This window comes from Bifidobacterium sp. LH_558, assembly GCF_056356295.1.
In genome coordinates, this window is record NZ_JBKETZ010000001.1 from 442,425 (window position 1) to 463,142 (window position 20,718).

Below are 20,718 nucleotides of genomic sequence, written 5' to 3' on the forward strand. Positions count from 1 at the left end.
TGTCCTATGAGGGACGCTGATACATACGCGCCTCGGTCTGCGTGGGAATGCCCGCATCCAATTCGATATGCTGCGAACGAACCGCATACTTGCCCGACACGCCACCCGTGGGATACTCGACCTCCACCGCGTCGCTGATCGTGCAAGGCGCGTAAGCGTGCGTGAACGTCACACGATGGATGACCGACTGGCTCGTGCGCAACAACTCACGCGCCTTCGACTCCGCCAACGCCTTCCCCTGCGCGTCCGTCTTGACCGACTCCGGAATGCTCGAATACTCGACCGTCGTGCCCTTCCTACGACCCAACGACACCGTGCTCCACCGGCTCTTCGGATCGGAATCCACGACGATGCCCACATACTCACGGTCCGTGTCGTAATAGATGACCTTCACGACGTTCTTCACACCGGAAGTGTCCAACTCGTCGGTCATCTCCGCCAGAAACGTCGCGTTCTCACCCTCCACGAAACTCCACGCGGGCTGACGGTCCGAAGGCTCCGCATACGGGGCGAACACGACCTGCCCATACGGATTCGTGCGAGCGTTCCAAAACCCCGCCAAATCCAACAAATCGTTCACCGCGTCCAACTTGCTCGACCCCCGGCCGGGATCCTTGTCCGACCGCAAACCGAACGTCCAATTCTCCTTCAACACATACGAGCCGGGATCATAGGCGGCGACCTGCAAACCAGCCTCACGGCATATGCGGGCCGCGCAGTCCACCGCCTTCAACCCCTTGCCCATCGTGATGGGATTCTCGAACATGTCATCCGCGAGATCCTGCAACAGCCCGGACAGTTCGATCTGCGACTGGCTCTCCGAACCGTTCACCGCACGCGACGGAATCGACGGCTCGAACGTGCCCAACGGCACCGACTCGACACTGCCGTCATGCCATTCGCAGTCGGCCCACACGCGCAGCCAATCCGTACCCAAATCCAACGAACCCTCGTACACGATCGACCCGGACTCCGTGACGCTCGTGTCCTGATTGCGTTCGATGCTGCCGCCCGTGAGCACACGGTCCAACACGGCAGTCTCTTCATACGAGCCACGCTTCACGCGCATCACCCGATACGCCACCTCATACGGTTTCGACCAATCAGCCATTACCTCACCGGTTCCTCCCATGCGAGCTGCGTCAAATCGACCGCATACTCGATATCCTTATATTCCGTGGTGTCCACGGCCCATTCCTGATCGACCTTCGCATACCAGCGCAACCCGCTCGGCTCCCGATACCATGCGTACGTGTAGGCGTCCGCCGTCGCCACAAGCCGCGAATACAACGCCGAATCCCATTCGAACAATCCGCGCACCGTCGCCGTCGATTGCAGTTGGCGCATCGAATAGCTGACCGGCAGCGTGTTGTCGCCGCGCGCGAAATGCATCTCGCTGGACGCATGCACGCGATTGTGACGCGCGCTCATATTGAATCCGAGCGTCACGGCCACGCTCGCGTCACGGCCGAAGTTCAAAATCCCGTAATGGGCTTCGACACGCGCCTCTTGCGTGATGTCGCTCACCGCTCCCGACTCCGCCTGGGCGACGATGCGATACGAATAGTCCGTGTTCAACGGCGGCAGACGGTCGATCGTCGATTGTCCGTCAGACAGGTTCCCGTCGAGCAGCAGTTCGGAAGCGTCCGGCATGACCCGATACACGAGGATGCGCCGCGTCGGCGGCACGTCCGCGCCGGAACCGAACAGGACCGTCAGATGCGCCGCGTAAGCGTCGTCATACGTGACCGACACGCGCGGTTCGGGCGGAGCCACGAACAGTACGGGCGCGTCGGAACTCACCGTGCTCGACAGCGTGCTGCCGCCACGCACCGTCAGTCTGAACGTCAGCAGGTCCCCATCCAACGGAAGGAACATGCCCGACGTGACCGTGAGGCTCCGCGCCCCGGCGTCCACGCGCGTGGAGAACACCACATTGCCGGAACGCACGATCTCCAACGACTGTTCCGAAACGCCCGTATCGTCGAGCACGCTCCACGCGACCGTGAACGGACTCTCCTGTATCTCCGTCAACGGGCCGGTGATGACCACGTTCGGAGGGTCGGCGACCGTGACCGTGGTCAGCGTGGACCATTCGCCCCAGTCGGCGTGCACGCCCTTCGTGCGGACACGGAACGAATACTTGCCTATCACCGAGGCCGTGACCGTCGTGGACGTGGCCGTGCCGTTGAGGTCGATGGTCGTGGTCGTGCCGTCCGGATTCGTCAGCTCGCCCTGCGCGGCCGACTGGCCCGACCCGTCGGGATGGTTCGGCGTCCACGCGACGCGCACGGTCGAACCCGTCGGCCATGCGCTGCCGTTGGCCGGCGCGGTGATGGTCGGCGCGAGCGGAGGCGTCGCCGTCATCACCTGATTCGACGTGGTGTACGCCGAATAGAGGACGCCCTTAGACGAGTCGTCGCCGTAGATGGGGCGTGTGGCGCGGGCGCGGTACGTGACCTGACCGGCCGGAGCGTTCGTGTCGGTCCAATGCACGGTGCCCGAAGACCACGAGCCGGTATGCACGAGCGTCCACGAGCCGCCCGCCGCGAGGCGTTCGATCTGGAAGCCGTTCGCGTAGCTGCCGGAACAGTTCACGCCGACCTGCACGCTCGTGTTCGACGCCTTCACCGCCGTGACCGTCGGAGCCTTCGGCGTGGTGTAGATGACATCATGGCCGACGTGCGTGCTGTCGCCGGCCGCGTTACGCGCGTAGACCGCGCACTGCCAGCGCGTGTTCGCCTGCAGATTCGTGAACCGGTAGTTGATGGTCGTACCGGACAGGTAGACGGGCGTGCCGCCCTGATCGGCCCACTGGCCCCAGTCCGCACCGCCCGACGAACGCCGCTACGCGAGGATGATCTGACTCCACGGCTTCGACGCGCCCGCGTTCGCCGCACTCTGCCACGACACGCTGATCGCGCTGTCCGACTCGCGCGTGAACGTCACGTTCTTCGGCGGGTCCGGCGTAAGCGTCGTCGTGATGCTGCCCGTCGCCGCGTCCGAGGAATGGACGCTGCCGCCCGACCAGCCTATCCACGTGTACTTGATGGCATACTGGCGGGCCATGTACCGCACCGTGCCGCCTGGAGCCGAATTGTCGGTCCATTCCACGTCGGGCGCGGACAATCCTCCGGCGACGAGCGTCCAGCCGCCGCCGTTCGCGCTGCGGTAGATGTCGGTCGTGTTCGTCCACCGTGTGGTGCCCTTCACGCTGACCTTCACGCTCGTGTCGCCGGTCTTCGTCGCGCTGATCGTGGGCGCGGCGGGCGTCATCTGCACCCAGCCGAGATTCACATGATCCGACTCGCCCGCCCTGTTTTTGGAGTACACGGCCAGATAGTAGCGGTGGTTCGCGGAGAGTCCCGTGAAGCTATGGCTCGTCGCGGACCCCGACAACGTGGTCAGATGACCCCAACCGTTCTGGCTGCCGGCCCCGTCGCACGTCTGGATATCGACCATGACGTTCGCCCACGGTTTGAACGCGCCCGCGTTAGCCGCCGACTGCCACGACATGTTGATCTGCGTGTCGCCCGAAGTCGCCACCGACACGTTCTTCGGCGCGTCGGGCTTGCGGCAGGTCTTCGCGCCGGTGAACACCTGACAGCTCGCCGAGCTCGTACCGGCCTGATAGCCGGTCGTGGTCATCGACGCGCTCACCGAAACATTCCTGTCCGTATCGGCCTTCGCGACCACGAAATCATAACGGCGGATAGTGGCCTCGCCGTTCGTGCTCGTCGAAGCGGTGCCGCTCCACGAATCCTTCTGCCCGTTGCAGTTCAGACTCACCGAACAGTTCATGCCGGAGTGGTACCAGTTATTCACCGACTGGAAGCGCGTCTCGACTCGAATCGTATCCGTCGTGTCCGTATACGCGATGACCCACGCCGCCAAATGCAAACGCCACGCACCATATTGAATCGCACCATAACCGTCGGCCATACGAGCCTCCTCACGACAATCGGAAAAGAAAGAGAAAAACGAACGGGGAGAACACACGTCCTCCCCGTCCCACGTCAGCGCATACGACGCTGACGCCCCACATACGCGACGAGCCGATCGACCAACTCCATCGCCTGAGCGTCGGAACCGACGCCCACACCGTTCACCGTCACGCTGTAATTCGATGTCGAAGCGCGCTCCATACCCGGAACCTCGACCTTCACCACCGGATTCACCGTCACGTTCACCATGCCCTCGACCGCCTTAACACGCCCGCCATCGGCATACGCGAAGGAATTACGCCGATACGAGAGCGCGGTCGCGCTCGGCCTCGAACCATCCGGAACATCCCCGTACCGGTTCACATAGTCGAACCAGCCGCGGCCGTACTTCGCATCCAGCTTCTTCAAACTGGCCGCGCGAAGCACCGCCTCACCGTTCGACAGCATCGCGGGAATCGAATCCGACGTGGACGTGCCAGCACCGTAGATACGACCGCCCGTAGCGGCCTGCACGGTGCCCGACGAACGGGTGACGATATCCACGTAGCGGGTCGCGAGGATGCTTCCGTTCGTGTTCGCGATGTTGCGGAACACGTTCCACACATTCGAATCATCGCCCAGCACGCGGCCCCAAGGCTGTGAGATCGTGCGCTTGTCATACCAAGCGGTATCCTGGAACGCCTTCCTCGCACTGTTGTTCTCACCCTTGACGCGACCCCACGGTTCGGAGATCGTGCGCCCGTCATACGCGGCGGTATCACGGAACGCCTGACGCGCCCCGTTGTTCTCGCCCAGCACGCGGCCCCAAGGCTGTGAGATCGTGCGCTTGTCATACCAAACGGTATCCTGAATCGCCCGGTCGGCGGACGACCATTCACCCTGAACGCGCGCCCAAGGTTCCGAAACGGTCACGCCATCATAGGCGGCGGACGCTTGGATGGCCGTGTTGGCACCGTCCCATTCGCCCTGCACGCGAGTCCAAGGCTCGGCAATGGTCTTCCCGTCGTAGGCGCGCACCTCATCCATACTGTCGAACGCGGGCTGGTTGTCCGCTTCGATGATGAAGCTCACGCCATTCGCAAGAGGAACCTTGTTTTTCTCAATGGTGTCCATCTTTTCGCTGGCGTTGTCGACCGCGTCCAATATCCACTGAATCTGCTTGTCAGTCAGATTCAGCTCGGACAGTTCCTCACGGACCTTCTGCATCCGCTCTTCGGCGGTACCACTGCCGTTGAGCAGCCATTCGTAGGTCTTCTGGCTCATGCCGAGTTTCTGGAGATTCTTCTCGACGTTCTCCGTCTTCCACAATGCGTCGCCGTCGGCGTTGAGCAGCAGAGTGACCGCCCTGTCGGACAATCCCTTGTCCTTGAGCGCGATGACCTGTTCGATCTTGCCTGAAGCGAGATCCTCGGCGTCAAGCGTGGTCGTGTACTTTTCGTTCTCGAACTCCAAGCCCAGCTTATCGGCATCGGACTTCTTGATCCGCACCTGATCGCCATCGGCGTCCAACACGGTCACGTAATCCTTGCCGGTGAGCTTCTGCAGCTCGTCGTACACCTGCTCGGTGCTTTCGATGGCCCCCGAGTTGATGCCTTCGAGGACCGTCTGGAACACGGCCGTATTGCCCTCTTCGGGGAATATCGCACGCAGATAGCTCAAATATTGGGTGAGCGTCTGCTTCGATTCCTCAGCCTCGGCCTTGAACAGGGTCGTCACCTCTTCCGGGGTGAGACCGTACACCTTCTGCAACTGTTCGGCGGCTTCTTCCGGCACCTTGAACGCGGTCGCGGTGTCGTACAGCTGTTTCGCGAGTTCCTGCTGCTTCGCGTTCACATCGTCCACCGAAGCGCCCGACGCGACCATGCTTTCCAACAGGTCATGCCCGGATTCGCCAAGGTTCGCGATGGCCTCCTGAGCGTACCGTCCGGCCTCGCTCATCACGTCGAACGAGCCGGTCACGCCGCTGATGGCGTTCGCGGTCTCATCCCACACGTGCTCGCCGTTGGCGACCAGCTCCTGAACGTGCGATATCGCGTCGCCCATATTCGAGTAGGTTTCGCCGTAGTCGCTCATTGCGTTCAGCAGGTTCTTCTGAGCGTCCGCCTGACGTTGGCTCCATTCCGTCGCGATCTGCTGCGCCTTGGAAAGCATCTCCTGACGCTGCGCCGTCGTGCCGAGAATCACACTCAACGCTTCGGCGCTCTCACCCGCATCAATCAGCTCGTCCGCGTACTCCGCGGTATAGCCGTTGGCGACGGCGACCTGCTCCCAATTCTCCCGATACTGCTTCTCGTTCTCAGCCAAAGCGTTCGACAGCTTCTCAGCGGCCTTCGCCTGCTTCGTCATACTCGGGAAAATCACATCGAGAATCGTGTTGCCGTAATACGTTCCGGCCTGAGCCACGTCAGCGAGATGCGCTTGCAGATTCTCGTAGGCGGTGCCGCCTTCCATGACGATGTTCGCGAGGTCCTGCGTGGAATAGCCAAGCTCCTTCGCCGCGGATTCGGCATCATCGAAACCGGTGCGCAGGTCGTTCAACCATGCAAAACCGGTCTCTCCGAAGTCCGTGTTCTCGAAGTTCGCCTGAATGGCCTTGCCCACAGCGCCGATGCCGTCCGCCGCGGCCTGCGCGGAATCGGGTATCTCACGCATCGCCGAAGCCAGTTCCTCGGACGCCTGCTTCGTGGCCGACGCCTTGCGGTTGTAGTCCGCGTACGCGGTGATGGCCATTCCCACACCGGCCGTGATGGCCAGACCCGCGCCACCTCCGAACGCGGACAGCAAAGCGCTGCCAGCGCCCTTAGCGGCCGCGCCCATCTTGCCCATCACGCCGGTCGCGTCCTTAACGCCGTTGGTCACGTTCTGCAGAGACGGGTGAGCCGCCACGAAACCATCCACGGCGTACCGCATGCTCAGAATGGTGTCGGTGGTGTCCACGCCGAGTTCGGCCAACGCCCTACGATATTGGATCGACTGAAGGGTGCTCTCCATCATGCCGGTTTTCAATGCGTCGAACGCATTGATGCCGGCCTTGCCGAACGTGGCGTACAAGCCGATAGCCGCTTGAATGGGTTCGGGCAACGCAGCGAACGCATCCGCCACGGCACCCGCAGCGGTCGCCAACGATTCGATGAGCGGCGCGGACGCGCGCAGCGTGTTCGCGAACGTGCCGCCGAACGTGCTGGACAGTTTGCCGACCATCGTCAACAGTTGGTCGAACATATCGGACGAGTCACCCACAGCGTCGAACACCTGCGTGAAGCCCTCGCGCACGCCGGAACTGAAGTTCCTGACGCCCTGTTCGGAATTGCCCAACACGCGGCTGATGTTCTTCGCCGCGTTGCCGATGATGTCGCCCGAATCGCCGAACACCTGCCTCGTCGCGTCCCGCAGCTCATACGCGGCGTCGCCGATAGCGCCAAACGAGCCGCGCATGTTGTCCTGCGCGTCCTGCGCTCCCTTCGACCACGCCTTCAACGTCTCTTGGAACTTGGCCGACTGCACCGCGTCGTTGGCCTTGTGGATCGCGTCGGCGAAGCCTTCCAAGCCGTTCTCTTCGGCGGCGAGCGTGCCGAACGTGCCGGACAGTATGCCACCCAAGTCCTTGATGCTGGACTTCAGATAGCCGGCCTGTTCGATCACGCCTTCCATGGCCTGCGTGATCGCGCCGGTCTCACGCGCGCGCTCCACCCAGTTCGCGAACTGTTCGGCCAGATCGGACATGTAGGCGGCGGCCCTCGGCAGATACTGCGACGTGGTGTCACCCAAGTCGAGCATCGCCCTCGCCGCGTCACTGATGCCGGGCGACAGTTCGCCCACGGCCTTCTCTGTATTTTGGAAGATTCCTTCCAAGCGACTCAGGCTTGTCTCCTGCGACACGAGGTCAGCTAAACCCGCGGCGGCCTCGCCCTCGGCCTTCGCGACGTTAACCAAGCCGGTACGCAGTTTCCCGTCGATGGTGTCGGCCATCCGGTAGATCGCGTCACGCGACTCGTCCCAGAACGCCGTGCCGACCTCGGATTGCAATCCGTTGAGCTTCGTCTTCGTGATGTCGAACTCGTCGCCCGCGGTCTTGACCGCCGCGTACACGCCGTAGCCGGCCGAAGCCAATCCGCCCAACACGGCGGGAGCGGCCAGCGCGGCCTTGCTCAGGCTCACAAGGCTCGTGCCGACGCCGCCGACGGTGCGGCCCAGGTTGAGCGCACCAGCGCCCAACGTGGTCATGGCCGCGCCGACGAGGCTGAGCTTCGGCACCACGTCGTCGAGTTTGTCGAACGTGTTCACGAGCTTGTCGAACTGGTTCTGCACGCCCTTCAGACCGGTGGCACCGGACGTGATGCCGTTGAGTATCTTGCCCAAGTCCGTACCACGGAAGCGGGCGAAGACATCGATGGTGCGGGGGCGGGTGAAATACGCCAGATGCGCGCGCGCCGTCAGGGTCTCGATATCGAGATCCATCTTCAGCTCGTCGTTCTTCTTCTGGAAGTCCTTGATGCGTTCCTCGGCGCGGCGCATGTCGAGGTCGAGATTCGTCTCGAACACGTAGTCGGGATCGCGCCTGACTATCTCAGCCGTCTCGCGAAGCCGTTTGATAAGGTCTTCCTGATCGAGCTGGATGCTCGCCGGGATGTCCACATGGGTGGCGTTCAACCGGCGGAGCCGACGTTCAAGACGGTCAGCGCCCTCTTCATAGAAGCGCACGCGGGCCGCGGTGCTGTTCACCTCCCTGATGTCGCGCATCGTCCGTTCAAGATGGTTCGCGACGTGCTGGTAGGACGAATCGTCCAACTCCATACGCACCTTCGCGGCGGACACCTTGCCGTCGTTGAAGTCGGCCACGAGCTTGTCGAGACGCTTGCGAATGTCGGTAGCGGCCTGCTGGTCGAGCAGATTGTCCGCGCCCAACGGCTTGAGCCTCAGAATGGCCCGCTGGTAGTCGTCCAACAGTTTGACGCGGCGCTTCGCCTCCGTCTCAAGAAGCCGCGACTGCTCCTTGGCGAGCTTGTTCGACTTGTCGAGCAGCTTGTTGTAGTCCTCGACGCCCTGCTCGTTCTTGTCCCAATACTTCTGCCAGCTGAGCTTGCTGCGCGTCTCGTCCAGCTCCTTCGACACCTTGTCGAGCTGTCTGAGCATGTTCTTCGCGTCCAGCTCGGGCGACACCTTCGCATCGTCCAAGTCCTTGATGATGCGGTCGATCTTCCTGCTGTCGCCCTTGAACTCCACATCCACATCGACATCCTTCGAGTCGATGCGTTTCATCTCCGCGGACACGCGGGTCGTGTCGGGCACGAACCCGACCTCGACCTCGGGATTACGACGATGGAGTTCGCCGTTCAACCGCGCCCAGAACAACGTCGTGTCGGGAACGATATCGACGCCGACCTGACCGGCGCTCAGCAGATTTCCGGCCATGGAAGCACCGCCTTCGCGAGAATGAGGGAATATGAGAAAACCCCTCGAAATTCGAGGGGCTGAAAGAGAGAAGAACCGTTCCAAAAGGTTCCAAGCAGCCCCGCAACCGTGGTTGCGGAACCGCTTCAAACCGGAACGAAAAGGGGGCTAGTCGGCCAAACCGTTGCCGCCCCACATCGCCAGCATCGTCTCGTACAGTTCGTCGAAACCCATGCCCGCGGTCTTGACCACGCCCGAACGCCTACGCTCCGACGGGGGTTCCACGCCGGGCGGGAAAATCATGTCGGGCTTCGTCTTACCGTCGCCGCCCAACCGGGCCAACTGCACGCGGATGACCTCAAGCATGTTCGCCACATCCAACAGCAGCATGTTCGTCTGCGAATAGCCGAGCCACCCCAGTTGACGACGCGCGGCGTTCCCACCGCCGTTCGGGGACAAGGGATGATGCTCCATCATCCACGCCCGATACAGGCTCCCGTCATACCCCTCCAACCCGTCCAACAGGTCGCACAGATACGAGGGGTCGTAATCATGCAGAATCAACGGCAGGTCGAGATTGTAGAAACGGCGGAAGTCCGCCGTGACCTCTATTCGGCAGTCTCGAAGCGCACCTTCGAGGCGCTGGATTTTCCCAGTGCGCGCTCATAGAATCGGGTCAGCAGCAGCATCAGATAGAACATGTCCACCGCGGTGCGGCCCTTCACCCACGTATGGTAGGCTTCCTCGCTCACGGCGATGGACTCGTAGAAATAGTTGGCGTATTCGATGGTCTCGGCGACGGCGATGACCTCCGCGGTCGCATCATACGAATCGGTATGATCGCCGCCCAACGCGCCCATCTTATCCAGCAGGTCCGCGCGCTCCTGCACGTGCGCGCGCATGACCGCGAAACGAGCCGAAACGGTCGGCGAGAAATCAGCGGCCTGCACCATATCCGGCACGCCCTCGAACAGAGGATTCCCCTTCAGTTCGTTCCACGTCTCGGGGAACGTGTTCGAAGCCTCCGTCTCCACGGCTTCAACGTTCTCAATGTTTTCGGTGCTCTTAGCGGTGTTCTTCGCAACCATGATTGTTCCTCCATGAAAAGAAAATCCTCCATGAAACGAAAGAAAGGGAATCCCACGGCGGGCGCATGGAGGAACGCCGCGGCCGTGGGAGGAATCAGGAACCGTCAGGCCGCGAGTGCGGTCTGCGGGTACAGCTTGACGGAAGTGGTCTTGCCGGACTTGTCCTTCGGCAGCGCGTCGGACGTTTTGATCGTGCCGGACACGCCGTATTCCACGAAGCCGTCGTCGCCGCTGCTCAGGGCGGGAAGGTTGCTGAACGTCAGGTCCACGTTGGGCATGAGGATCGCGAACTTCTTGTTGATGTTGGTGTCCTTGAACAGGATGAGCACGGCGTACGGGTTGTTGGACTTCTCCAAGCTGAGGGCGACTCCGCCGTCGGTGTCCACGACGCCGTTGTAGATCAGTTCGAGGCTCGCCGCGTCGCCCTGCACCGAGTTGAACGTCACCGTTCCGGTGGTTTCGTCGTAGCGGGTGCGGAACTGGGCCTTGAGCCATGTGGACAGTTCCGTCGCGTCGCCGCCGTCCAAAGCGAACTCGGGCAGCGTGTCGTTGGACGTGTGGCCGATGTTGGACCACAGGTCGTCGTCGGTGCCGAGGGTTTCCACCTCGATGTCGAACTGCTTGAGCAGGGACACGGCGGGAATGTTGCCGGCCTTGGAAATGAAGATCGCGCCTCGCGTTGAGGACAGTACGTCGTTGTCGTGGATGCCGATGGGATCGACTGCCATGATGAACTCCTTCTGGTATGCCGCAATGGGAAAGCCCCGAAACCGTCGGATGGTTTCGGGGCTTCGTATGCGGAGAGTGGTTTTGGAAAAGGGAAAGAATATCGGGGCCACGCCTATGCGGGCATGGTCGTGTTCGTGGGGGACGCGGCCTGAACGAGTTTCGTGCTGGTCCGCGCCGTGATCGTCTTGCTGGTCGTCATGTCGCCAGCGCTTATCTTGCGGAAGCCGGGATTGTCCACGAGACGGCCGACCTTGCCATGATCGGTGGGTTCCTCATACGGCCATGAGGCTATCCGACGGTTCAGCAGGGCGCTGATGCGCCGGCAGCGCATGGGATCGCTGCTGAGCACGGTCAGCGAGAGCGTGAACCGCCATATCCACGCTTTGAGGTTCCAGTCGGGCTGTTCGGGCGCACCGCACGAGTACAACACCACGTCATGGTCGAGCAGCAGGGATTCCGTCGCCGGATCGATTTCGGACTGGACGACCACGTTCGGCAAGCCCGCCGCGTCGAAGTCGATGCGATGGAGCATGTCGTACACGAGCGCATCCGCGTCCAAATCCTCACGGATGCTCAAATCCACGGTCTCGACGCCCACGCGCACCACATTGAGGTCACTATCCGACTGCCGCATATTTCGCCTCGCTCATGATGAACAAGCCCGGCATCCAAGCGCGCGGGCTGCGGATTCCATACTTGTTCTCCAACCATTTGTTGAAGTAGCCGAACTCCAAATGGCCGGCGACCTGACTGCCGTCACGACCCGTGACGCTCATCACGACCGCATGGTGGATGCCCACGCCGTGCACGCTGATGTCGATACGGTCGGCCACGCTCGAATGCTTCGCCTTCGCGTCCGCCAACGCCTTCGCCCTGGCGGCGACCTTCAACGCCTTCGGACGCGTCACCTCGGCACCGAACGCCAGCGCGACCTCGATGTTCAACTGCTTCTGTGGTTTGAGCTTCACGTACCCCATACGCGGCTCCCTTCGGGAATCGCAGGCGGGTCGATCCTGTTGCGCGCCAATTCGGGCGCGTAGACGCGTCGCGCCTGCATCTCCCAATGACGGGCCACGTCGGTCGAATGCGGCATGTCCACGGGTGAACCGTCCACCTGCCAACAGGAGCCGTCAGCGGTCCAGAAGCGCGTGTAGATGTCCCCGTGCCATTCCGGCGCGAGAACCTTCACCATGTTCACCTCACGCAGACCGCCCGTGCTCGTCGGCGTATCATCCTGCGCCCAGTTATCCGAGAACACGCTGTTCTTCTGCGTGCGGCCCTCCACCGAGCAGTAGCAGCCGAACACCTCACCGGTCGGCGTGACCCGCGTCCCATACGGAGTCTGCTCGAACGAGGTCAGCTCCACCACGATCAGATCCCTGTACAGCAATGTGTCCGGCACCGTTTCGGGCACGTCCACACCGTCGTACAGGCCACCGCCGCCCAACGAGGTCATATCCTCGCCGTCGTATAGGAAACCGCCCGCCATGCTTATCCTCCGAAGCCAGTGTCGAAGCCCATGCTGATGGTTCCGATGCGACCGGACGACCCCGAATATCCGTTCAACAACGCTCGTTCGCCCTTGGAAATGAACAGGCGCGGAGACGGATCGTAGCCCGGAGTGTTCGACTGCGGGTCATGCTCGGTGTACGAGTACGACCCGTTCGATTCGGTTTTCATCCGATGCCAGCGTGCGACGCGCATCACCATGTCGCACACCACACCGGCGAACTCGTCCTCCGTGAGCCGCCCGGCACGCAAACGCACCGACGCCGCCGGACATTCGGACACCGCGAGCGCCGCGGCGAGCCTGCATTCGCGCAACACCCATTCGGTCGGCAGTCGTTCGTCGAACAGTTCGGGTTCGACCAGTGCGGCGACGCGCATGTGCTTGAGCCAGTCGATGTTTTCGATGTTCGCAGCCATGCGCGTCTCCTTTTACAGAACGGTCGCCTTGAGCGTGCTGTTCGACTGGATGAGCACCGGCAGTGCCGTGGCCGTGGCGTACGCCTCGTAGCCGGGCGTACTGGCGGCGATGTCCGTCACCAAGCCGACCGGGCCGGCGTCGTGTTCGCGGCTGATGCCGTTGGCCTTGGCCTTGGCTTCGGCGGTCGGACCGAGGGCCGTGTAGCCCATGTCGGTTCCGCCGAGGTCGGGCAGCAGCAGAACCGTGTCCTCCGGGAAGAACGACTTGACGCCACCCGGAAGCTGGATCTTCTGCGCCTGCGCGTACTTCTTGTACACGTCATCGACGATGAGAATGTTGTCGATGCCGGCCATCTGCTGCATGACGTTGCGCACGACGTTCTCGCCGACGAGGTTGGGCAGCGTGTCGCCCTGACCTTGGAACGCGTAGCGGATGATGACGGGGTTCGCCTCAAGGGCGCGCATGACCTTGCGGGTCATGAGCATCACGGTCGGCGCGTAGCCGTCAACCGCGTCGATGACATCGGCCCACAGGCGGGTGTCGGCCACCGGGTCGCCGTCGACGTTCCACTTCTGCGCGGCCGTGACGGTCAGGGATGCGTCGCGCTGGTAGTCCCAAGTGGCCTTCACGTCATGCTCGTCAACGGACAGCGCGGCGTCCACCGTAACGGTCACACGGGCGCGCTCCAAACGGAACGCGAGCTCCTTGCCGAGCTGCAGGAAGTATTCGCGCAGAGAGTCCGCGACGTTGCTTCCGTTCAGATCGACCTTGCCTTCGGCGATGTCGTATTCACTGATGCGCATGCGCTTACGCAGCGGCAGCATCTTCGTGTACGCGATCTTCTCGCCGCCCTTGGTCTGACCGTATTCGGCCTCGGCGTCCCAAGCACCGAAGTGCATCTCGTCCTCTTCGGGACGGGCCTGATTCGGAATCCAATCGACGCGCAGGCCGGTCGGATTGTTGATGTCGGGAAGCACCTGAGAGAACGGCAACTGGGCCGTCACCGTCTGGTAGGCTCCCAACACGATGCCGGACGCTTCGGCCGGCGTGATGAAGTCCTGATTGATAAGGGCCATCGTGTTTCCTTCCTAATATGAGAAAACCCGCCATGGAAGGCGGGTTGTTTACGTTGGTTCGCTGGCCTACTTGGCGAGAGCGCCGGACGCGCGCAGCGACGCGAGCAGCGCGTTGAACTGGGTGAGCAGCGTGTCGGAGGTCGCGTCATCGACCTTCGCGCCCATCTTCACCAGACCGGCCTTGGATGCGGTCGCATTGGACGCGGCTGCGGGGATGGTCGGCTTGTCCTGCACCTGATCCCAAGTGACAGAAGCCGTGGAAGCGCCTCCCTGACCGGAAAGCACGGTGACAGCGCCGCCCGCCTCCTTGTCGTAGTCGAGGATCAGACCGGCGATGGAGGTGCCGTCGGCAAGGGTGACGGGCAGCTTGCGCTTGTTGATGACGGCCATGTAGCGCACGCCGGTGGTCACGATGGGCTGCTTGACGCCCTTGCGTCCGAACTCGACCTTGAGCTGGCTTTCGAGGAAGCCGGCCACGCCGTTCTGACGGCCGTCGGTGGCGTTCGGATCATACGGACCGTAATAACCGCTGTCGGCGCGGGCGACCGGGATGCCGGAACGCAGCCAGCCAACGGTGTCGGTGTCGGTCAGGGAAGCCCAATACAGGCTTTCGTTGTCGCCTCCGAGGAACAGGTTCACGTCGAACGTGGCTTCCTGAATCCCATCCGTGATGCGGTTCAGCAGCCAATCCTGCTTGTCCGCGGGGGCGGCGGAGTTCTCGTACTGCACGAGATTGTTGGCGGTTTCTGCCATGGTTTTACTCCTTCTTAGTGTTGGTGTTTGGCGCGCAATGCTTGACCGCGTAGTCGTACCCGGACTTCTCCGTGCCCTTTGCGGGCGGAGTCGGTTGGGGCATTCCCTTGCTCATCACGCGCTGGGAGATGGGCGACGGGTTGTCGCCCGACTGTGTGTGGGATTCGTCGGGCTTGCCCGTTTCGGGTTCGGCGGCGACGTTGACGGGATTGATTCGGGAATACGCTTCGGCCCACGCCTTGATGCCGTCGGGGGTGGTCTCCTTGCACAGGGCTTCGAATGCCTCGTCGCTGATTTGCGGATAGGCGGCCTGCGCCTCGAGACGTGCGATACGCGCGTTGGCGGCGGCGAGCTGCGACTCCACTTCGGCGGTCTTGGCTTCGGCGGTTTCGGCGCGTTTCCTGTTCTCGACCTTCTCCGCCTCGTTCTTCCTGCTGAGGGTGCGCCACTTCGCGGCCTCGTCGGTCAGACCTTCCGCATCCTCGGACCGGTCCGGCTTCTTGGCCGTGTCAGGCTCGTCGGTATGGGTGGTATCGTCGTTGCCGGTTTCCGGCTCAGCCTTCTCGACGGTTTCCGTCTTGTCGGGTTCTTCGATTCCAGACATTTGTATTCCTTTGCTTTTGTGTTATGCGGCCTTGTCAAGCAGGGCCGTGACTTGGTTGAGCATGGAGCGCTGGTACGCCCACGCTTGGTTCAGATGCGACGACGGTTTGAACACGTATGTTCTGCCTTCGTATCTGAACGAGACTTCTTTTCCGCCGTCGCGAACCTCCTTGTAGTGTTTGGAGAATTCGATGGCGCGGTTTTTCATGCGTTGAAGCTGTTCGACGGTCGTCGCCCTGTCGGGCGTACGCCATTCCTTCGATTCGACGCCGGGTACCGGATTGTCCGTTTCCCTCGCCTCGGCCGCGGTGAGCACCGGACCGAGTTCCCCGTGCGATATCGTCTTGACTCGCACGTTCACGAGGTCTTCGGCCTTGTTGCTTCCGGCTTCCGCGTAGAGGCGGTCGAGGTCTGCCTTGTTCAGGTCGAGTCCGGGATCCTCGTCTGAGCCGGCCGGCGCGACGCCGCATTTGCAGCGCACGTGCAACGGCATGAGGTTCGCGGTGGAATACCACCGGTCCGCGGCGACGATGCACAGGCCGCATGAGCCGGACTTCGACAGTTCGGGATGCAGGACGCGCCTGTATGAGAGGACCTTGCTGCCGCGGTAGCGGTCTATAGTGGCCTGCGTTCCGGCCATCTGCACGTCTATTGACGACGTGGCGTCGATGCGGCCCAACGCGGCCTGTATCCACTCGCTCACCGTCTCATAGGCGGCATCGTCCGAGGAGGGCCATTCGTCCGGTCTTACGGACGGATTCTTGACGGCCTCGCTTCGATACGAGTCGGCCGGACGCGCGGCCACGAGCCATGGGTCCGTGTTCACGCGCGGATACACGAGCTGCTGCACGACGCCCTGCGGCAATTGGCCTATGAGTCGCAGCGTCTGGTCGGCGTATTCGATTCCCGCGCGTCGGGCGGCGGCGACCATCTGCAGTTCGAGCATCGCCGTGCGTGATGCCGCGCCCATGACCACCGCGTCGTTCCACCAGTCCTGCGGCGTGAGGCTCAGCCACATCTTCCGGCATGCGGCCACGTACGTCTCCACGAGCTGGCTGTGCAGCTGCTGCTGCATGTCGCTCAGCTGCGCTAACCGTGTCGTCGCCGACGCCATCAGAACGCCTCCGGAAGACCATCGTCAACGGCCTGCATGTCATCCGTCCCCAGCGTTCCCACGTCCCATCCGGTGGCGGGCGTCGCCGCCGCCGACGTGGCAGGCTGCGCGCCCGTCGTGACGGGCTGTAGATTGAACTGGTCGCTCAGACGGTTCATGTCGTCCTCGGCGATGTCCTGCGCCGTGAATCCATACGAGTGGGTGAGGATCGTCTTGCGGGACTTCAACCCGGTCGAATATTCGAGCTGGGCGGCTTGGGCGAGTTCAAGCTGGGAAGTCGTGTCAACCGGCTTCCACATCATCTCGAAATCCGCGTCAGCGGCCGAAGCGTCGCCGTCAAGCACCATGGCCATGCGAAGCATGAGCGTGATCGCGTCGGCGGCGAGCATGTTCAGATTCTCGACCTTGAACTTCAACCCCTCGCGTTTCAGGTCAGCGCCAGCCGCCGAACCCTGCACGTCGGGGCTGAGCACGTCCAGCGGAATGCCGGACGTGGCCGCGAGCTGCTTGATGTCGCCGACGATGTTGGCCTGCAGAGAGGTCGTTTCCGTGACCTGCGACTCCCACACGTCCACGCCTTCCGGCAGATTCCACATCGCCGCGGGAGCCATCCTGAAAGCGTTCGAATAGTCGATTGGGTCGCCTGCGTTCACCTGTCCGGACAATACGAGCGGATCGTCCTCCGCATACGCCTGCGGCAGTTCGCCCTTGAGGGCGCGCTGGCGGAACGCCTGCATCATCGTGATGCACAACCGGTCGAACAACTGCCGGTCGATACGCTTCAACGTGGGAAGATGCGGCTCGAACAGCCCTTTACCGTCAGGCGTCGAATACTGGACGATGGGAAGAGAGCCGCATCGGAGCGCGTAGTCGAAATCGTTGTTCTCGTCGCCTTCCCATTCCCAATCGTTGCCGGGGTCCCATTCCTTGTTGTCATCGAGTATTTTGTCGATCCCCTCATCGTCCGATTCGGCGAGCAGGGAACGGGATTCCGCTTCGCGCACCGCGGTCCGCGAATACACTTTCACCGGATAGCCGCTATCGTCGCGGGAGAGCCTGAACAAGTCCATGCACTCCCGCTGGTTCATGGCGTCGAACGTATACATGACGGCGCTGTCTCCGTCGTCGCTCATCACGCATTCCCACGGGCTGACGGACCTGATATACCGACCTCCCATGCCTCTGCCGACGTATCCGTAGGCGCAGCCGTAGTCGCCGGCGTCGGGGAACGTGTCGCGTCGCAGCATGGTCGCCATCCTGCACCTGCGATACATGCCGTCCACCGCTTCGCTCTCCGAATCCTCGTCACCTATGCGGCGGAAACCATTCGGCTGCTGATGGTCCGTCACCGCCTCGCTGATGCGGCGGGCCAGATTCAACGAGCCGAAATGGCGTATCTTCTGATACACGGGTGCCGCATCGGGATCCACACCCTGCGGGACGCTCGACTCGTCCACCATCTCGCGCCCGTCCTTGAACGCCTTCAATTCGGCGAAACGCGGAATGTTGCGGCCGAGCTGGCGGGCCAGATTCGTGAGAACGAAAGCGTCCTCGGATTCCTCCTGAACGACCAGATTGGAAGCGTCCATGACCGTTCCTTCCTAGTAGAGCCTTCGCGGCGCTGCCTTCGGTTTCGCTTTTTCCTCGGCCAGTTCCAAGTACTTGCATCGCGCGTGGTAGGCGAGCACGCCCGCCATGCACGCGTCGATCTTGTCGGGACTGTTCGGCGTCTCCTTGAAGATGAGATAGCCGAAGCTGCGTTCGCGGCGGCGCGCGTTACGGAAATGGTTCACCAGCCGCGGGTCCGCCAGAAGCGCTATATCGCCCTTGACGTGCGGTCCGGTCGGCTTCTCGTACGGGTAGCGGAAGCCGGTGTGCGCGTTCTCCAACGCGCGGTGCATGTCATGCGTCCAACTGTTCGTCCAGAACTTGATCTTGTCGCCGCTCTTGCGCGGACCGATCTTGAGCTGTTTGTCGTAGTCCGACTCCCAGCCGCCGATCATGCTCTCGAAACGGGCGGCGTCGGCGAAGAAACCGACCACGTTGTAATGCTCAAGCATCCAACGCGCCTTCCCGTCGAATGAATCACGGTCCACACGCCATGTAGCCTTCTCCGGCCCGTCAGGACACTGCTGCAGTTTGATGAGGAACAGCATCCCGTCCTTCACCCTGCATCCGACCAACGCGGTTGAATCGTCCGACACGGAACCATCGAAGCCCAACGTGATGGGCTCCTTCGGAGAGATGATGGACTGCCAAGCGTCGTCGAGCTTGAAGTTCGACTGAGCTGCGCTCATCTCGTCCCTGTACAGCAGGTGCGATTGGATGTCGGACTCCGTGAGCCATGAGTCGTGCACGCTGGAAAGGTTGTTCATGTAGTAGCGGATGGAATCGGCCGGATCGGAGTCCGGCTGATAGATCTGGTCCATCTGCCCGTTCAGGTCGATCCACCCGTCCTTCGACGGGCCAAGCTCGCCATCCCAATACGAATGCCCCTCGGCGTCGAAACCGTTCTCATCCAACACGGTCATGCGCCCGTCGGGGAGAATCAGATAATCCTTCCCGTCATCGCTTTTCGCCGAAGCGCCGTACGCGACCTGCAAGGCCCGCAACGTTTTCTTCTCGTCGGCGAAATCCTCGATGTCGAGGTTCGCGTACACATGGTCGAAGTAGATGCCCGAACGATGCCTGACCTTGCCCGACGCGGTGTCCCAAGCGTACTTGTACGAGGATTCGGCCACGGAATCCTCACCCGGCCGGTACATGGTGGATGTCTCCAATATCCACGGGTCGGCATCGCCCTTACGCTTGCCAAGGTTGCGTTGCACCGTCTTGTACATGTTGCGCAGCTTCGGAGTGTTGTACAGGTGCGTTTCGTCACAGCAAGCGAACGTCTCCAAGCCGCCGTCCTTCGACGCCGCGCCGGACGTGGACGGAATGATCTCGCCGCCCTCCGGCAGACCGATGCGGGTGCGCCCCACGTCCAAGCCGACGCCCTTGAGCTGGCTCAACGGGCCTTCGTCGCAGTTGTAGTAGATCGAATCGAAGATGTTGCCCGTCTGCCCCTCGGCGGTCGCCAAGCAGATGATCTCGGGCATCTGCACCATACGACCCACCGGCTCGCCAGGACGGTAATGGTATGTTTCCCCTAGAAACTCGTACGTCTCGCCCTCTTCGGCCCAATGGTCGAACCTGCACGGGGCAAGACCCTCGAAAGCCGCGGTGCCCGCAGCCTTACCGCTTTTGTTCTTGCCCTTGGCACGCGAATAGAACACACGGTTGAACCGGCGTGAACCCGTTTTGGTCAGCGCGTAGGCGTTCAGCATGAACACCGTCTCGTCCATGTCGAACCGTTCAGGCAAACCCACGCCGCCACCGCGCCCAACACGGAAGAACGTCTCGATCCACCAGACCGCAAACCAACCCATCGAACGAGACAGTTCCTCGCCTTGAAGGTTCGGAATGCGGTCATGCATCAGCCACCTCCGTTAACGACCCTCAATCCCAACGCGGCGGCGCGCACATGGTTCACACGCTCGTTACGAGCGCCCTGAGTGTCCGACAATCCAGTGGACGCGGCCATATCGTCAGGCTGCGGCGCATCGAACTTCAACGCCTGACGCGCGGCCGGACTGCCACCGAACAACGCCTCGCGCATGCGAATCTCCGAAGCCAGAATGGCGCTAGGACGCCTATAGAAGAGATCCTTGATGAACATCAGATCCTGCAGCGCATACCAGTCCGGTTCGGTGCCCATACGCTGCGCCTGCGGACTCGTCCGCCACGCCTCATACTCCTTGACGGTGCGCTCCAACCATTCCTCTCCGTCAGGCCGCGTGGACGGCAGATTAGGGCCGCGTTTCTCACCGTCGCTTCTCAGCACGGGAATCGCGCCCTTCTTCGACTTTCTTCCGTTTCCTGCCATCGGACACACCTCCCTTGCAACGCCTATGCACCGGCACACGATTCGACAACGCCGGCACCCCTCCCATATCGACCGGCACAAGCCACTGCGAAGACAAGCCATCCGGATCGAACACATCAACCTCAACATCGATGGCACCACCGCACACGGCGCACAAACCATCGGAAC

Annotated in this window: 18 protein-coding genes; all 18 read right to left on the reverse strand. The window is 62.1% G+C overall.

Translation table 11 applies throughout. The annotated features are described in order from the left end of the window. Positions 1-4: 4 nt before the first annotated feature. Complete coding sequence (locus AC1AV0_RS01945; protein ID WP_094636868.1) at positions 5-1,111, reverse strand: hypothetical protein; 1,107 nt, start codon at positions 1,109-1,111, stop codon at positions 5-7. Further along, positions 1,111-2,631 (reverse strand): hypothetical protein, encoded by a 1,521-nt coding sequence (locus AC1AV0_RS01950; RefSeq protein ID WP_476570794.1) that lies wholly within the window; start codon positions 2,629-2,631, stop codon positions 1,111-1,113. The genes AC1AV0_RS01945 and AC1AV0_RS01950 overlap by 1 nt, the downstream gene beginning before the upstream one ends. 216 nt (positions 2,632-2,847) lie before the next feature. Beyond that, entirely contained in the window at positions 2,848-3,942 is a 1,095-nt protein-coding gene (locus AC1AV0_RS01955; RefSeq protein WP_476570795.1) for a fibronectin type III domain-containing protein, read from the reverse strand. Positions 3,943-4,016: 74 nt separating this feature from the next. Beyond that, a complete protein-coding gene (locus tag AC1AV0_RS01960; protein WP_094636866.1) occupies positions 4,017-9,356 on the reverse strand; it encodes a hypothetical protein in 5,340 nt (1,779 codons plus the stop codon). Positions 9,357-9,503: 147 nt separating this feature from the next. Further along, on the reverse strand, positions 9,504-9,899 hold the full coding sequence (locus tag AC1AV0_RS01965) for a hypothetical protein (protein WP_143249305.1): 396 nt from the start codon (positions 9,897-9,899) through the stop codon (positions 9,504-9,506). A 44-nt stretch (positions 9,900-9,943) separates the two neighbouring features. After that, positions 9,944-10,423, reverse strand: coding sequence for a hypothetical protein (locus AC1AV0_RS01970; protein WP_094636864.1), 480 nt, complete (start codon positions 10,421-10,423; stop codon positions 9,944-9,946). 104 nt (positions 10,424-10,527) lie between these two features. Further along, positions 10,528-11,151: a phage tail tube protein gene (locus tag AC1AV0_RS01975; RefSeq protein WP_094636863.1), complete on the reverse strand. Its 624-nt coding sequence runs from the start codon at positions 11,149-11,151 to the stop codon at positions 10,528-10,530. Positions 11,152-11,264: 113 nt separating this feature from the next. Then, positions 11,265-11,786 (reverse strand): hypothetical protein, encoded by a 522-nt coding sequence (locus tag AC1AV0_RS01980; protein ID WP_094636862.1) that lies wholly within the window; start codon positions 11,784-11,786, stop codon positions 11,265-11,267. After that, positions 11,770-12,129: a hypothetical protein gene (locus AC1AV0_RS01985; protein ID WP_094636861.1), complete on the reverse strand. Its 360-nt coding sequence runs from the start codon at positions 12,127-12,129 to the stop codon at positions 11,770-11,772. Before AC1AV0_RS01985 ends, AC1AV0_RS01980 begins: the two co-directional genes overlap by 17 nt. Beyond that, positions 12,117-12,641 (reverse strand): hypothetical protein, encoded by a 525-nt coding sequence (locus AC1AV0_RS01990; protein ID WP_226805689.1) that lies wholly within the window; start codon positions 12,639-12,641, stop codon positions 12,117-12,119. Before AC1AV0_RS01990 ends, AC1AV0_RS01985 begins: the two co-directional genes overlap by 13 nt. Before the next feature lie 2 nt (positions 12,642-12,643). Continuing rightward, the gene (locus tag AC1AV0_RS01995; RefSeq protein WP_094636860.1) at positions 12,644-13,078 is read right to left on the reverse strand and encodes a hypothetical protein; all 435 of its coding nucleotides are present in this window, start codon (positions 13,076-13,078) and stop codon (positions 12,644-12,646) included. A gap of 12 nt (positions 13,079-13,090) precedes the next feature. After that, the gene (locus tag AC1AV0_RS02000; RefSeq protein WP_094636859.1) at positions 13,091-14,155 is read right to left on the reverse strand and encodes a major capsid protein; all 1,065 of its coding nucleotides are present in this window, start codon (positions 14,153-14,155) and stop codon (positions 13,091-13,093) included. A gap of 66 nt (positions 14,156-14,221) precedes the next feature. After that, complete coding sequence (locus AC1AV0_RS02005) at positions 14,222-14,908, reverse strand: hypothetical protein (RefSeq protein ID WP_094636858.1); 687 nt, start codon at positions 14,906-14,908, stop codon at positions 14,222-14,224. Positions 14,909-14,912: 4 nt separating this feature from the next. After that, on the reverse strand, positions 14,913-15,512 hold the full coding sequence (locus tag AC1AV0_RS02010; protein WP_094636857.1) for a hypothetical protein: 600 nt from the start codon (positions 15,510-15,512) through the stop codon (positions 14,913-14,915). Between the two features lie 21 nt (positions 15,513-15,533). Then, positions 15,534-16,625 carry a hypothetical protein gene (locus tag AC1AV0_RS02015; RefSeq protein WP_226805690.1) on the reverse strand — a complete coding sequence of 364 codons (1,092 nt, stop codon included), beginning with the start codon at positions 16,623-16,625 and terminating at the stop codon, positions 15,534-15,536. Continuing rightward, positions 16,625-18,214, reverse strand: a complete 1,590-nt coding sequence (locus AC1AV0_RS02020) for a hypothetical protein (protein WP_094636856.1) — start codon at positions 18,212-18,214, stop codon at positions 16,625-16,627. The genes AC1AV0_RS02015 and AC1AV0_RS02020 overlap by 1 nt, the downstream gene beginning before the upstream one ends. Positions 18,215-18,226: 12 nt before the next feature. Beyond that, positions 18,227-20,101, reverse strand: coding sequence for a hypothetical protein (locus tag AC1AV0_RS02025; protein ID WP_094636855.1), 1,875 nt, complete (start codon positions 20,099-20,101; stop codon positions 18,227-18,229). Then, on the reverse strand, positions 20,101-20,550 hold the full coding sequence (locus AC1AV0_RS02030; protein ID WP_169714264.1) for a phage terminase small subunit: 450 nt from the start codon (positions 20,548-20,550) through the stop codon (positions 20,101-20,103). The genes AC1AV0_RS02025 and AC1AV0_RS02030 overlap by 1 nt, the downstream gene beginning before the upstream one ends. Positions 20,551-20,718 lie beyond the last annotated feature (168 nt).

Excerpts from the sequence above, each read along its gene's own strand:
- AC1AV0_RS01945 (WP_094636868.1), bottom strand. The coding sequence starts at position 1,111 with ATGGCTGATTGGTCGAAACCGTATGAGGTGGCGTATCGGGTGATGCGC.
- AC1AV0_RS01955 (WP_476570795.1), bottom strand. The coding sequence starts at position 3,942 with ATGGCCGACGGTTATGGTGCGATTCAATATGGTGCGTGGCGTTTGCAT.
- AC1AV0_RS01960 (WP_094636866.1), bottom strand. The coding sequence starts at position 9,356 with ATGGCCGGAAATCTGCTGAGCGCCGGTCAGGTCGGCGTCGATATCGTT.
- AC1AV0_RS01970 (WP_094636864.1), bottom strand. The coding sequence starts at position 10,423 with ATGGTTGCGAAGAACACCGCTAAGAGCACCGAAAACATTGAGAACGTT.
- AC1AV0_RS01975 (WP_094636863.1), bottom strand. The coding sequence starts at position 11,151 with ATGGCAGTCGATCCCATCGGCATCCACGACAACGACGTACTGTCCTCA.
- AC1AV0_RS01980 (WP_094636862.1), bottom strand. The coding sequence starts at position 11,786 with ATGCGGCAGTCGGATAGTGACCTCAATGTGGTGCGCGTGGGCGTCGAG.
- AC1AV0_RS01985 (WP_094636861.1), bottom strand. The coding sequence starts at position 12,129 with ATGGGGTACGTGAAGCTCAAACCACAGAAGCAGTTGAACATCGAGGTC.
- AC1AV0_RS01990 (WP_226805689.1), bottom strand. The coding sequence starts at position 12,641 with ATGGCGGGCGGTTTCCTATACGACGGCGAGGATATGACCTCGTTGGGC.
- AC1AV0_RS01995 (WP_094636860.1), bottom strand. The coding sequence starts at position 13,078 with ATGGCTGCGAACATCGAAAACATCGACTGGCTCAAGCACATGCGCGTC.
- AC1AV0_RS02000 (WP_094636859.1), bottom strand. The coding sequence starts at position 14,155 with ATGGCCCTTATCAATCAGGACTTCATCACGCCGGCCGAAGCGTCCGGC.
- AC1AV0_RS02005 (WP_094636858.1), bottom strand. The coding sequence starts at position 14,908 with ATGGCAGAAACCGCCAACAATCTCGTGCAGTACGAGAACTCCGCCGCC.
- AC1AV0_RS02010 (WP_094636857.1), bottom strand. The coding sequence starts at position 15,512 with ATGTCTGGAATCGAAGAACCCGACAAGACGGAAACCGTCGAGAAGGCT.
- AC1AV0_RS02015 (WP_226805690.1), bottom strand. The coding sequence starts at position 16,625 with ATGGCGTCGGCGACGACACGGTTAGCGCAGCTGAGCGACATGCAGCAG.
- AC1AV0_RS02020 (WP_094636856.1), bottom strand. The coding sequence starts at position 18,214 with ATGGACGCTTCCAATCTGGTCGTTCAGGAGGAATCCGAGGACGCTTTC.
- AC1AV0_RS02025 (WP_094636855.1), bottom strand. The coding sequence starts at position 20,101 with ATGCATGACCGCATTCCGAACCTTCAAGGCGAGGAACTGTCTCGTTCG.
- AC1AV0_RS02030 (WP_169714264.1), bottom strand. The coding sequence starts at position 20,550 with ATGGCAGGAAACGGAAGAAAGTCGAAGAAGGGCGCGATTCCCGTGCTG.